The sequence below is a fragment of the Haloarchaeobius ordinarius genome (genome assembly GCF_051801355.1).
Lineage (GTDB): Archaea > Halobacteriota > Halobacteria > Halobacteriales > Natrialbaceae > Haloarchaeobius.
Genome location: NZ_CP196560.1, coordinates 1,229,188 through 1,242,380 on the forward strand (window position 1 = coordinate 1,229,188; position 13,193 = coordinate 1,242,380).

The window sequence follows — 13,193 nt, forward strand, 5'->3', positions numbered from 1 at the left end:
CGCATAACTTATACCCCTCCGGGGTAAGGGTGCCGATATGGCAGTAGCTACGGTGGGTGATCTGGCAACTGCGACGATGACAGTAACCCTCGAAGATATCGAAGCGTACGCGGCACTCGTCGGGGACGAGAACCCGATTCACATCGACGAAGCCTACGCTGAAGAGACGATGTTCGACGGGCGCATCGCACACGGGATGCTCTCGGCTGGCGTCGTCAGCGCCGCACTCGCCGACCTTCCGGGTGACGTAATCTACCTCTCGCAGGACCTCCAGTTCCAGGCACCGGTCCAGCCCGGTGACACGGTCGAAGCACAGGCCGAGGTCGTCGAGAACGTCGGCGGTGACCGGCTTCGCGTCCATACGACGGTCGAGGTCGCAGAGACGACGGTGCTCGCGGGCGAAGCGGTCGTCCTCTCGGTCCCCCACGAGTCGAACGACCCCGGTGTCGGCTCGGAAGCCGAAGCGGGCGCGGACTGAGACGGCCACACGGGCACGGGCACCGGCGACCGTCGCGTTTATCCGGACGCACCCGGAACTGACCGTCGATGGAGCGTCTTCACGCCCGGTATCCGTTCTTCGCGGCGGCCCGCGAGGCGGTCGACGACGCGGAGGTCGACCTCGGCGAGTTGGTGGCTCGCGAGGACGACCCCGCGGTCGATCGCGCTATCGAGCGGGTCACGACCGCCCTGACGGAACACACGACCGGCGAGATGCGACGCGATGCCCGGACCGAACTCCTCTCCTATCCGGTGGCACGGGTCCTCGTCTCGCTCGTCGACGACCCCGTGGTGACCCAGACCTACGCGAAAGCGGAGGCCGCCACGGCACACGAGCGCGTTCTCTCGGACCTCGATACGACCACACAGCTGAAGTCTGCGAGCGGCAGCGACCTCACCGTCGAGCGGTTGCTCCGGGAGTTCGACCTCGCCGGCGCAGTCGACGAGGCGGACACCGGTTACCGGGTCGCCGTCGGCGCGTACCTGCGGCTGACCGGCGACCTCGAGTCCGACTCCTGGCGGCTCCCGCGCCGCAGCCTCGCGGACGGGTCGGTCCCGGTCGGTCGCGACGAACTCCTCACGCTGTTGCGCGGAGCCATCGAGGAACGCGTCCTGCTGGGACTCCCGTTCTCGGTCCCGGATGTCATCGCCGAGCACCTCGACGACGAGGTCGAGCGCATCGAGGACGTCCTCTCGGACCCCGCACTGCCGACCTCGTTCGACAGGGTCGACCCCCAGTCGTTCCCGCCCTGCATCGACCACCTGTTCGAACGGGCGCAAGACGACGAGGAGGAACTCGCGCCGCCGTCGTGGTTCACGCTCTGTGCGTTCTGTGCGACGGTCGGGATGGACCCCGAGGAGGTCGTGGCGGTGACCCGCGCGGTCGGCGAGACGGCCGAGCGCATCCGCTACCAGATGGACAAACTCGCGCGCGAAGACGGCTCGATAGAGTACCCGCCGGTCTCGTGTACGACCGTCCAGGCCTACGGTGACTGCGTGAATCGGGACGAGGTGTGTGCGGAGATATCGCATCCGCTGGCGTACTACCAGCAGCGAGTAGAAGCCACAGACGACTGATTCGGGCGTCGGTCGCCCGGTCGATGCTTACTCGTCGTCGAGGTCGAGCCAGTACTTGCGCGTGTACCCGATGACCGCCATCAGGACGACGAAGAACGCGATCGCGTACGCGAGGGCCTGTCCGCCGTCCGGCTGGAGGACGCCCTGGTCGCCGCCGTAGGTCATTCCGATGTAGATCATGATGCCGATGATGGTCACGACCGCACCGGAGGAGACCACGACCTCTTTGAGTGTCTCCGAATCCATGTCGTTGGAACGCGCTTCCCCCGGCCCGGACAAAAGCGTGTCGTAGTTACGCTACGGTGAACGTCTGTTCCGGCATGTCGATGAAGGCCGTCTCGTAGCCCTCGTGGCGGGCGACCTGCGGTGGGATGGTGGGGCGAAGCGTCACCTCGTCGCCGGCTTCGATAGACTCGACGGTCGCGCCGTAGTGGTGGTGGAGTTCGGGGTCGAACGTCGGGGTCAGGTCCCCGTCGAACACCGTCTCGCCGTCGCGAGTGACGGTCGTGGCCAGCCCCATCGAGGGCAGGACCATCCGGTTGTACGGCGTCCGGGCAGACACCGCGAGGTGGGTCCCGTCGCCGAAGCGGTCGGCGTCGACGGCCCGGGTCACGAGGACGGCGTCGCCAGACTTCGGCGCGCCAAGCCCACGGCCGGGCAGGTCCGACTCGGTGGGCGCGACGCCCAGTGGCATCTTCATCTCCATCGGCGGGACAGCCTCGGGCGACCCGGCGCGGTCGGGCGTGCGTTTGTACATGATCTGTTCTTTCTCACCCTCGCTGTAGCTCAGGTCCATCGTGACCGACGTCGACTCCTCGAAGCGCCCCTCGAACGCGCCGGTCGTCTCGACGCCGGAGAGGCCGCCGATGGACACCTCCACGTCGTAGCTCGCGGTGCCATCGAGCGGGAAGTTCGCGCCGTAGTGAAAGCCCATCGGCTGGGATATCATCGCGTAGATGGTCTCCTCGGTGACCAGCTCGCCGTCTTTCGTCACCTCGATGCTCACGCCCGCGTCGGGGAGGACGACCTTCGTCTCGGGGTCCCAGACGGCGACCATCAGGTGGACCGCGTCATCGGGCTCGATGGCGACCTTCTCCGTCTCGGTCCCGGAGACCGTCCAGAACCGGTGGGGGTAGCTGTACATCAGTCCGACCGCGTAGTCGCCGCTCGTCTGCATCGGCGGCTCCATCTGCATCCCCTCGACGTGGGTCGGGTAGTAGACGGCGTTCGGGCGGTCGGAGAGGACCGGCGGGACACCGGCGGTCTGTGTCTCCAGCAGTCCGGCACAGCCAGCGAGTCCTGTGGCCGCGGCACTGGCTCCAGCCGCGAGGAACGTGCGTCGTCTCATCATGGTGGTGTCTCGGGACTTGTAGGAAAAGCGGCTTCTGGTTCTTCCGTCGAAATCGGATGGTTCACGCGTCGAATCCGGCTATGTGCTTTCGTCTCACTGCGGGTTCGGTGACGGGAGGCTTCGGTGTGCCCGCGGCGGGAGCAGGAAGTTCCCGCGGCGCTTGACGAACGTGTACTCGAGGATGCCGTTGTTGACGCGCTGGCGGATGGTGGGGTGTTTCGTCTGTTCGGTTCCGTTCATCGCTTCGCGGGTGTCCTCGAAGTCCTTGATGCGGCGCTGGACCGCGAGGAAGTGCAGGCCAGCCTCGCCCTTGTCGGTCGAGTCGAAGTCCCGCCGGATGATGAGCGGACTGCCGTCTTTCCGGGCCGCGGCCGTCTTCTGGGTGTGGCCGACCTTCCCGTAGCTCCGGGCGTCCTCGTCGATGGACTCCACACACCCCGCCTCCTCCACACCGGAGGAGGTGCCGAGGTTGTCCCCTGCACCTTCGACTTTCCCCTGTTTCGCGTGGGCCGGGCAGAACATCTTCGCGACGTTCTCCTCGCGGTCGTTCTCGGTGTACCAGTCGTCCAGACGCAGGCGGATGCGCGAGATGTGCTGGGTCGTCCCACCGGCGAACGGGCCATCCGGAATCGTCACGGACTCTTCGCTGGCCTGGTTCTTCTTGAAGCCGGACTTGAAGCCCATGAACAGGGGGGAGTCTTCGTCGATGTCCACGTCCTCGGGGATGCCAGCCACGTCCTGGTGCTCCGCGGGAAGTCCCGCGCCGACGAACCCGGTCCGACGGCGGGGGAACTCGCCCGGGAAGTCGAACACGTCGCCGAGGTGGGCGTCCATCTCGACACCGTTCGCACTCTCGCGGCTCCCTTTCAGGGCTTCTTCGGCCTCGAGGACGACCGAGCCGTGGTCGCTGGCGAGGTGGACGACGGCGTCGTTCGTGTCGAACGTCGGGTCCTCGAACGGCGAGAGCGCCTTCGGCTCGGCCATGCCCGCGGACTCGGGGAGGGCGTCGTCGAACCGTGCGAAGTACGACGGCGAGTAGCCGACCGTGAACAGCAGTCCCTCGTTCGACCACTCGAAGGCGCGTTCGAGACTTTTCAAGGCCTTCTCGACGGTCTCGCGCTCGTCGCGATTCGGTGTGCCGTCACTCGCGTAGTCGAGGTAGAGCAGGAGGTGGTGGCGCGGGGCGACGTCGTTGCCGTGGTCGTCCGTGGCGAGGAACCGGTTCCAGGTGTGCTGGCCGCTCGGCAGGCTCGTCGGGTCGTCCGTTCCGGTGGGGACCGACGCCGCGTCGTCGCCGCTTCGCTCCCGGTCGAGGCAGGCGGCGAGGGCGGCCGTCCCGCCGATGGCGACGGCGGATTTGACGAACTCGCGGCGGGGAATTCCGCGGCTGTCGCGTGCTGTCATCGGCGTTCGCTAGGGACCGCCCCGCAAAAAACGGCGTGGTGCGTGCGTCGAAAGGGCAAACAGGCGACACGCGGGCGTCGTCGTCGGCATCGACGCCCCGGGTCGTGTGACGGCTGGTCGCGCACCCGCTGTCCGTCACACGGTCTCTCGTCAGGACATGGCGGGGCTGGCCGCCTTCTCGTATAAAACTACTCGGCCAGCAGGTCGTCCACCAGCCGCGTGAACCGGTCCACGAGTCGCTCGGGCATCGTCGGCGTCACGTCCGCGAGCAGGTCGGCGGTGCGTCCGGGCTCGGCGAGCACCAGCGTCACGCGGTTGCGTGAGTCGCGTTCCTTCTCGACCAGCCCGGCCTCACAGAGGTTGTCGAGGTGGTGTTCCAGCGTCGAGCGCGCCACACCCACGTCGTCGGCCACTGCGGCTGGTCGCGAGGGACCCTCCTCGATGAGCACGGCGAGGACGTCGCGGGTGGTCTCGCGGCGGACCAGCGCGATGGCGGCGCGCTCGAACGCGTCGTATCCCGGCGGGAAGTAGTGGGTTCGGCCGAACAGCTCGTCGCGGAACACCGATTCGTCGGCAACCAGCGAGCGGACGTGGTACTGGACGTGCCCGGCCGCAAAGGGGAGCGACCGGACGAGTTCGTTGAAGTGGACGCCGGGCTGTGCTGCGATCTCGTGCTCGATGCGGGTGCGTGCGTCGGTCATGTGTCGTCGGTGCCTCGTCCCTGCCGAATCTCGCGGGCGTACCACACCGCCCCGACCACGAGCGCGGTCATCACCACGTCGAGGCCGTGTTCGACCAGGTGGTGGTCGGCGTCGGTGAGCGGGCCCATCATCGCCAGCCAGGCGACCAGCGACCGGCCGGCGATGGTGGCGAGCGCCAGCGCGACCAGCAGATACGGCCGCGACCGCCGCCGGACGTAGGCCGCCAGGCCGAGCCCGAGCAACAGCGCGGACCCGAGCGCGGCGACCGTGAGGACGCCGAGCAGCAGCGGGCCGACCGTGGTGCTGGCGTGCAGGGGCGCGAGCCCCGGCAGGGGTTCCATCGCTCCACGCTAGTGGGGCAAGCCACCTGAACTGTTCGATTGCGTACTCCGCGCACGACCGCTCGGCCCGAACCGGTCGAAACTACCGATTTTGCGTCGTTGACGGTGCTATACCGACCGGTATTGGTGAAAGACTTACGCTCGCTGAACCCGTAGTTCGACTCGAGGCCAGAGCCCGGCGTAGCCGATGCTCCGGCAGTGAATACCCATGACGCACACCAGAAACACACCCGCGTCACAGAAGACGAACCTGCCCGTTCCCAGCGGCGCACACCTCGACGAGCGGTCGCGCCGCGCGCGCGAAGAACCGATGTCGGTCACCGCGTTCGGTGCCGACGTGTACGAGGTCGAGACCGAAGCGGACCACCGCTACCTCGTGAACGTCGTGGCCGGACGCTGTACCTGTCCGGACCACGTGTTCCGCGACGAACGCTGCAAGCACCTTCGGCGGGTCGCAATCGAGATTACTGACGGGAGAGTCCCGCCGCCGGGGTACGTCGCGGCCCCCTGTGCCGTCTGCGAGGAGACGGTGTTCGTGCAGACGGCGTCGGACGACCCGCACCTCTGTCCGCGCCATCGGCTCCAGCGCGGAGACGTGGCGCGAGACCGCGAGACCGGCGGGATGGTCCTCGTCGTCGCCGTCTCGAACCGGCGCGCGGACGAGGTCCGGATTCCGAGTCAGGACTGCACGGTCGCCGAGTACGTCACGAACCGGGGCTACCCGGCGAGTGACCCCGTCGTGAGTGCGGTGTACCCGGCGATCCGGGTCACTCGACACGGCCCCGAGCCGGAGTCGCTCCGGGTGTACTCGTTCCCCGTCTCGCGTCTCGTGCGGTCCGAATCCTGACTGCGGGCTGTTTCCAATTCGCACGGAAATACGGCCTGAAGTATGCCACCGCCGCGGCCGGGATGGAGGGCACGGTTGTCGTCGAGGAGTAAGCACGACACCGCCTCTGACCGCTGGCGCTACCACTGTCCTCCCACCCGCCGCTGTCGTCCCACCCTTTTTACCTGAGAACGCGGCCACCCCCGGTGTGCCCCCACGAGCCACCGTCCGTGTCCCAGCGGTTGCGCGGTGATCACACGGACGGCCCGCGGTCACCGCCTGTTCGCCACCCCCGCCCCAGTTGACGCTATCCCACCGTCGGCCCTACTCGTCGTAGTCCGACAGGCTGCGCTTTCGCGGGCCGCCGACGAACTCCTCGAAGTCAGTCCCGTCGGCCAGCGCCGTCTCCTTTTTCACCCGGTAGTTCCCGCCGTCCGTGACGTACAGGTCTGCCGGGTGGAAGAAGTACCAGTCCTCGCGGTCGAACCGCACCGCGACCCGTGCCTTGGCACCGAAGTTCTGCGCGAAAAAGAGCAACGCCTCGATCTCTTCACCGTCGAGATAGATTGGCCGACCAGCCGACGACTTCGCCTCTATCGCGTAGAACACGTCGCCGTTCCCGGCGAGTACGTCGGGGAGCTCGCGCTCGGTCGCGCTGCCACTCGCTGGCGCGCGCATGACGGCGAAGCCGGCCTCGTCGAGCCGGTTGACGAGCTCGCGCTCCCGTCGGTCTCCCTTTCGGTTCGAACTCATGTTCCCCTCTCGGAGACGGGGGATGATAAGTCGGGCGACCCGAGAGTCAGACAGAAACGAACGTCAGTCGGCCGATTCCTCGTCGGTGTCGGCTCCGTCCGCGTCGACCGTGTCCTCACCGCCGTCGGTCTCGGCCGTGGCTTCGACCGTTCCGTCTTCCTCGGAGACAGGGGCATCGTCGTCGCCACTCTCGGCCGCCGGTTCGCTCGCGTCCGCGTCCTCGGCGCTGGTCACCGGCTCGCTCTGGTCGGCGCTGGTCGCCTGCTGCGCCGTTGCCGTCGCGTTGCCGTCGTCGTCACCGATGCCGCTGGCCAACCCGCCGGGCTGGAGGTACCACCAGCCGCCCAGGATGACCGCACCCAGCACGAACGAGCTGAGCGCCAGCGACGCCGACCCGGTCGCCGCGAGGACGAACGAGAGCAACACGCCGCCGGAGCCAAGTGCTAGCAACAGCAGCGCCCGCAGGCTGTTGTCGACCCGCTGGACGATGACGTCGTCTACGGTTCGCTCCGTGACGTACTCGTCGTCGAGCAGCTCGTGGAGTGCCTGCACGTCCTCGTCGGTCGACTCCTGGAGGTCGGATACGTCCGATTCGAGGCCCGACTGGACGTCGTCGAGGTTCGCGTTCATGTCGTCGCGGAGGTCGCCGGTCGCCGCTTCGCGCTCCCGGCGGACCGCTTCCAGGTCGTTCTCGAAGTCCTCGCGAGCGTCCTCGACCGCTTCAGAGAGGTCGCTTCGCGCGTCCGTGATGGCCATTTCGAGGTCCGTCCTGAGTTCCTCGGTCGCTGCCTCGCGGTCCTCACGGAGCGTCTCCAGAGCCTCGTCGAGGGTGTCGACGCGGGCTTCGAGTTCCCGGAGGGACGCCGCCCGTGCGGCGACGTCGTCGAGTCGTGCGAGGTCGCGCTCGGCCTCGGCGAGTCCACGGACCGTCGCGGAGCGGTGGTCGAGCGCGTCGACCTCGTCCGCGAGGGCATCGAGGTTCTCGGCCCGGGCGGCGGCCTCGTCCAGATCCTCCAGCCGGTCGACGACGCCGTCGACGCGTTCGTCCGTCGCGGCATCCGCGACGAGCTGGTCGAGGCGGTCGGCCACGCTGTCGAGGCGGTCGGCCTCGGCCTTCGCGTCCTCGAGCGCCTGGACGGCCTCACGAACCACCGCAAGGTCCGATTCGTTCGCCTTCTCGTCGGCGAGTGTAGAGAGGTCCGCTCGCGTCTGCTGCAGGTCGGCAGCGTCGGCCTTGAGGCCGTACACTTCGGTGATGCTCGACTCAAGGTCCTCGATGTCGCGTTCGAGCCGTTCGCGCTGTTGTCCGGCCCGGTCGCGGAGTCGGTCGAGGAACGCGGCCGTCGACTCGGAGAGTTCGAGGTTGAGTTTCTGGGCGATTGCGTCCCGGTCGTCGTCGTCGACGCTGTCGGTGCGGAACTCGCGAGCGAGGTCTGCGGCGACACTGCCGCGGCCGGCCGTGTCGGCTGGTCCGGCAGCCACCGCGTCGTCGTCTGTCGACGGCTCGTCGTCGAGCGAGATGTCGCCGAGGGAGGGGTCCTCGTCGTCGTCGAGCCCCAGGTCGTCCGCACCGGAGAGGTCCAGGCCGGAGCCGAACACGTCGTCCGCTGCGTCGTCGGTGTCGGGGTCGGCGAGCACTATCTCGCTGTCCGCGCCGTCGGCGTCGTCCTGTTCGTTCACGTCGTCCAGATCGAGTGCCGCTGCTGCGGCCTGTTCGACCATGTCCACGTCGGTAGAATCTTCGCCCGTGGGCTGTTCGTCGGACGCGAGGCTGGAATCCTCGTCGACGTCGAGCGTCGGGACCGCTTCCGAGTCCTCTCCCAGTGGCTCCGGGCCGTCCTCGTCGTCGGTCGTGACCGACAGCGTCGGTCGTCCGAGGAACGCTTCGCGGTCGTCGAGCGACGACCGCCTGACCCCGTACACGGTCGTCACCGACTCGCCGGGGTCGAGATGTCGTCTGTACGCGATCTCGTTCTCGTCGATGCGTCGCCAGTTCTCTGCCTCGAAGTCCTCGTGAAAGCCGACGTCGTCTCCGGAGAGGTCGTCGGGGGTCTCGTCACGGAGTTCGAGCGTGACTGGCTCGTCACGCATCGACGCGATATCGTAGTTCACGACGGGTACGGCGGCGCCACGCTCCGTCACCCACTTTCGCACGCGGACGCCGCGTTCGGCAACGTTCACCGCGTCACCGTCCGTCGGGGGCCAGTCCACCGCCTCCTCGTCAGTCGTAAGGTCGCTATCCTCCGTCACGCTGTCCTACCCTCATTCCGAATGCATTTCATGGTATCGGAAATTGTTGTAAAATTAAGGTTATTGGGTGTTGAGGTGTGGTTGAACCTGAATGTCTCGGGAAAAATCGCCAGAAAGCGCGGTTCTTCTCAGTCGCTGGGAGTGGGGATTTCGCCTACGTTCCGTGCTCCCAGGAGCCCATGTACTCGCGCTGTTCCTCCGTGAGTGCGTCGAACTCGACACCCTCCGCCGCGAGTTTGATTTCGGCGACCTGTTTGTCGAGGTCGTCGGGGACTTCGTGGACGCCGGCGTCGTACTCCTCGCCGTTCTCGACGAGTTCCTCGACACAGACCGCCTGGATACCGAAGGACTGGTCCATGACCTCGACCGGGTGGCCGAGCGCGATGGGGGTCGCGAGGTTGACGAGGCGACCCTCAGCGAGGACGTTCAGGCGACGCCCGTCGGCCATCTCGTACGCCTGGACGCCGTCGCGGGCCTCGTACGTGTCGACGGCCATGTCGTCGAGTTCGTCGAGCGCGATTTCGATGTCGAAGTGGCCGGCGTTGCTCAGCAGGACGCCGTCTTTCATCGACTCGAAGTGCTCGCCGGTGATGATGTCGCGGTTGCCGGTGGTCGTGATGAACACGTCGCCGATTTCGGCAGCCTCGGCCATCGGCATCACGTCGTAGCCTTCCATGTGCGCTTCGAGGGCGCGACGGGGCTCGACCTCGGTGACGATGACGTTCGCGTTCTGGCCGGCGGCCTTCTTCGCGACGCCCTTGCCACAGTAGCCGTAGCCACCGACGACGACGTTCTTGCCGGCCCACGAGAGGTTCGTCGTCATGGCGATGCTGGCGAGCGAGGACTCGCCGGTGCCGTGGACGTTGTCGAACAGCGTCTTCATCGGCGTGTCGTTGACGGCGAAGACCGGGTACTTCAGCTCGCCGTCGGCGTCCATCGCGCGGAGGCGGTGGACGCCGGTCGTGGTCTCCTCACAGCCGCCGACGATGGAGTCGATGAGTTCGGGGTAGTCCTCGTGGATGGCCGCGATCATGTCCATCCCGTCGTCGACGGTGATGGTGGGGTCTATCTCGATGACCGCCTTGATGGCCTCGTAGTACTCCTCGTCGTCGACGCCGCGTTTGGCGTAGCTCGTGATGTTCTCGTGGGTGTCGAGGGCTGCACTCACGTCGTCGTGTGTCGAGAGCGGGTTACAGCCGGTGACGGCGACCTCTGCGCCACCGTCGGCGAGGAGTTCGACGAGGTTCGCCGTCTTCGCTTCGACGTGCATCGCCATGCCGATGCGCTGGCCGGCGAAGGGCTGGTCGGCCTCGTACTCCTCGCGGAGGGCTTCGAGGATGGGCATGTGCTGGCGAGCCCACTCCATCTTGCGCCGCCCCTCTTTCTGGGCCGGCTCCGGGTCGTCGAGCTGCGCGGTGATACTCGGGTACGTGCTCATGCCTGCGACCATGGGTAGCGGGAGGAAAACGATACCGAAGTCGGCACACCGAGCGGTGACGCCGGACGACACACGTCCGTCTCTCCGGGGTGGCCGATGTGTGTAGGTGTGTTTCTTTTTATCCCTGCCCGGGGACCACCCGCCAATGCAGTTCTCGGACGAGCAGCGGCGACTGCTCGGGGTGGGCAGTATCGTCGGTATCGGTGTGGTGGTGCTCGCGGTTCAGTTCCAGAGCATCGTGGCGGACGTCGGAACCGGTGGAAAGCTGTTGCCAGCGACGCTGGAAGTCGTCTTCCCCGGTCTGGTGACGCTCTCCGTCATCGTGGCCGCTGCCTGGCTATGGGTCGACGGCTGGCCCGCCGACCGCGTCGTCCACATCGCCCGGTGGACCATCGTCGCGGTCGTGGTTTCTGTCGCACTCGAATCGTGGGTCCTCGGGGTCCACGTGTTCGTCCAGGGCGAGGCCGCATCGTACGTGACCGTCACGAACACCGTCCTGCTGGGTCTCGTCGCGGGCAGTGGCATCGGCGTGTACAGCGCCAGACAGCGCGAGGGCCAGCGCGAACTGGCCGAGAGCGAGCAGCGCTACCGGTCGCTGACCGAGGACGTCCTCGACAGTTCCGACGTGGGGCTGTTCATCCTCGATTCGAACTTCGACGTGGTCTGGGTCAACGAGGCGACGGAGCGATACTTCGGTATCGACCGCGACGAGATAATCGGGCGGGACAAACGGTCGCTGGTCAGCGAGGAGTTCAAACACCGGTTCGAACGACCGGACCGGTTCGAGGAGCGCGTGACGGCGACGTACGACGACAACACGAGCGAAGAACAGTTCGAGTGCCACGTCGTCGCCGCCGACGAGGACCGCTGGCTGGACCACTCCAGCCAGCCCATCGAGTCGGGGCTGTACCAGGGGGGTCGCATCGAACACTACACCGACATCACCGAGCGAAAGCAGACGAACGACCGGCTCGAAGCACGCGAGCGGACGTTGCGACGACTCCACGACGTGTTGCTGGACCGGTCGACCCCCATCGAGGACCGGGTGGACGACCTCCTCGACCTTGGACTGGAGATGCTCGACGTGGAGCACGCCGCGTTCACCCAGGTGTCGGACGACGAGGTACTCGTGGAGTCGATACAGACCGAGCGCCCGGTCGACGTTCAGGAGGGCTACGCTATCGCCATCGACGGGACCTACGCGGAGCGGGTCGTCGAGAACGACGAACTCCGGTACGCCACACACGTCTCGAAAGAGTGGCCAGAGTTCACCGAGTCGCGGTCGTACAAGCAGTTCGGGCTGGAGTACTACGTCGGCGTCCCGGTCAGGGTCGAGAACGAACTGCACGGCGTCCTCGCGTTCGGGGACCGCGAGCCGCGTGACGAGACGGCCGAGTGGGAGTTCGCCCTGCTCGACATCATGGCGAACTCGCTGGCCCACGAACTGGAGCATCGCCGCCACGAGCGCCGTCGCGAACAGGAACTACAGGAGACCCGCGAGCAGTTCGAGTCCCTCGTCAAGGGCGTCGAGGACTACGCTATCTTCAAACTCAGTGCCGACGGGCGAATCGAGAGCTGGAACCGCGGTGCCGAGAGCATCAAGGGGTACACCGAGTCGGAGATACTCGGCGAACACATCCGGTCGTTCTACACCGACGAGGACCGTGAGGCGGGTCGACCGGCGATGTTGCTCCGTCGCGCCGCCGAGGAAGGTCGCGCCGTCGACGAGGGGTGGCGGGTCCGGAAAGACGGGTCGCGCTTCTGGGCGAACGTGGTCATCACGGCACTCAACGACGACGACGGGGAGTTGCGTGGGTTCCTGAAGGTCACCCGGGACATGACCGAGCGTCGCGAACGCGAACAGCAGGTCGAACACGAACGCGAACGTCTGGAGTTCATGAACCGCATCATCCGGCACAACCTCCTCAACGGGATGAACGTGGTCGACGCACGGGCGGGGATGCTCGAAGGACACGTCGACGAGGAGATGGCTACCCATCTCGACACGGTTCAGACCCGTATCGCGGACATGATAGACCTCATCGAGACGATGCGAGCGTTCATGCGAGCTATCGTCGAGGGGAAAGAGCACGAACCGGAGCCGACAGACCTGGCGGCCGTCCTCGAATCGGAGGTCGAGAAGGCGGCCGATGCCTACGACGACGCCCGGTTCGAGTGGCGCGAGTTCCCGCAGGTGACGGTGCTGGCGGACGACCTGCTCTCGGAGGTGTTCGAGAACCTGTTGACGAACGCGGTCCAGCACAACGACGCGTCCTCGCCGGTCGTCGAGATTCGGACCGAAGTCGACCCGGAGACGGTCGCGGTCGAGGTGCGCGACAACGGACCGGGTATCGACGAGCAGCTACGAGACGCGGTGTTCGAGAAGGGTCGCAAGGGGTTCGATAGCCCGGGCACCGGCTTCGGACTCTACCTGGTCCGTGAGATACTCAACTCCTACGGCGGCCGGGTCGAAGCGGAGAACGCCCCCGGCGGTGGGGCGGTGTTCACCGTCTACCTCCCGCGTATCGACTGACTGTACTGGGGGGTCGACTCC

Annotated in this window: 12 protein-coding genes; 4 read left to right on the plus strand and 8 right to left on the minus strand. The window is 66.7% G+C overall.

Annotated features, from left to right (window positions below):
- The first annotated feature begins 37 nt into the window (after positions 1-37).
- Positions 38-478: a MaoC family dehydratase gene (locus ACSC1R_RS06380; RefSeq protein ID WP_439028242.1), complete on the plus strand. Its 441-nt coding sequence runs from the start codon at positions 38-40 to the stop codon at positions 476-478.
- Positions 479-546: 68 nt separating this feature from the next.
- The gene (locus tag ACSC1R_RS06385) at positions 547-1,575 is read left to right on the plus strand and encodes a DNA primase regulatory subunit PriL (RefSeq protein ID WP_439028243.1); all 1,029 of its coding nucleotides are present in this window, start codon (positions 547-549) and stop codon (positions 1,573-1,575) included.
- Positions 1,576-1,602: 27 nt separating this feature from the next.
- Here ACSC1R_RS06385 and ACSC1R_RS06390 read toward each other — a convergent pair whose 3' ends face one another.
- The 5 genes from ACSC1R_RS06390 to ACSC1R_RS06410 form a co-directional block, all read right to left on the minus strand.
- Entirely contained in the window at positions 1,603-1,821 is a 219-nt protein-coding gene (locus tag ACSC1R_RS06390; protein WP_439028244.1) for a DUF7472 family protein, read from the minus strand.
- 46 nt (positions 1,822-1,867) lie between these two features.
- Positions 1,868-2,926: a DUF7350 domain-containing protein gene (locus ACSC1R_RS06395; protein WP_439028245.1), complete on the minus strand. Its 1,059-nt coding sequence runs from the start codon at positions 2,924-2,926 to the stop codon at positions 1,868-1,870.
- Between the two features lie 93 nt (positions 2,927-3,019).
- Positions 3,020-4,330, minus strand: coding sequence for a DUF7405 family protein (locus ACSC1R_RS06400; protein WP_439028246.1), 1,311 nt, complete (start codon positions 4,328-4,330; stop codon positions 3,020-3,022).
- Between the two features lie 188 nt (positions 4,331-4,518).
- The gene (locus ACSC1R_RS06405; RefSeq protein WP_439028247.1) at positions 4,519-5,031 is read right to left on the minus strand and encodes a winged helix-turn-helix transcriptional regulator; all 513 of its coding nucleotides are present in this window, start codon (positions 5,029-5,031) and stop codon (positions 4,519-4,521) included.
- Positions 5,028-5,372, minus strand: coding sequence for a DUF7471 family protein (locus ACSC1R_RS06410; protein WP_439028248.1), 345 nt, complete (start codon positions 5,370-5,372; stop codon positions 5,028-5,030). Before ACSC1R_RS06410 ends, ACSC1R_RS06405 begins: the two co-directional genes overlap by 4 nt.
- A gap of 208 nt (positions 5,373-5,580) precedes the next feature.
- Between ACSC1R_RS06410 and ACSC1R_RS06415 the strand changes: the two genes are divergently transcribed.
- The gene (locus ACSC1R_RS06415) at positions 5,581-6,219 is read left to right on the plus strand and encodes an SWIM zinc finger family protein (protein WP_439028249.1); all 639 of its coding nucleotides are present in this window, start codon (positions 5,581-5,583) and stop codon (positions 6,217-6,219) included.
- A 303-nt stretch (positions 6,220-6,522) separates the two neighbouring features.
- On the opposite strand, the gene hjc is transcribed toward ACSC1R_RS06415, so the two are convergent.
- The 3 genes from hjc to ACSC1R_RS06430 form a co-directional block, all read right to left on the minus strand.
- Positions 6,523-6,951, minus strand: coding sequence for a Holliday junction resolvase Hjc (hjc, locus tag ACSC1R_RS06420; RefSeq protein ID WP_439028250.1), 429 nt, complete (start codon positions 6,949-6,951; stop codon positions 6,523-6,525).
- A 63-nt stretch (positions 6,952-7,014) separates the two neighbouring features.
- A complete protein-coding gene (locus tag ACSC1R_RS06425) occupies positions 7,015-9,201 on the minus strand; it encodes a hypothetical protein (RefSeq protein ID WP_439028251.1) in 2,187 nt (728 codons plus the stop codon).
- Between the two features lie 154 nt (positions 9,202-9,355).
- Entirely contained in the window at positions 9,356-10,639 is a 1,284-nt protein-coding gene (locus tag ACSC1R_RS06430; protein ID WP_439028252.1) for an adenosylhomocysteinase, read from the minus strand.
- A gap of 145 nt (positions 10,640-10,784) precedes the next feature.
- Between ACSC1R_RS06430 and ACSC1R_RS06435 the strand changes: the two genes are divergently transcribed.
- Positions 10,785-13,172 carry a PAS domain S-box protein gene (locus ACSC1R_RS06435; RefSeq protein ID WP_439028253.1) on the plus strand — a complete coding sequence of 796 codons (2,388 nt, stop codon included), beginning with the start codon at positions 10,785-10,787 and terminating at the stop codon, positions 13,170-13,172.
- Positions 13,173-13,193 lie beyond the last annotated feature (21 nt).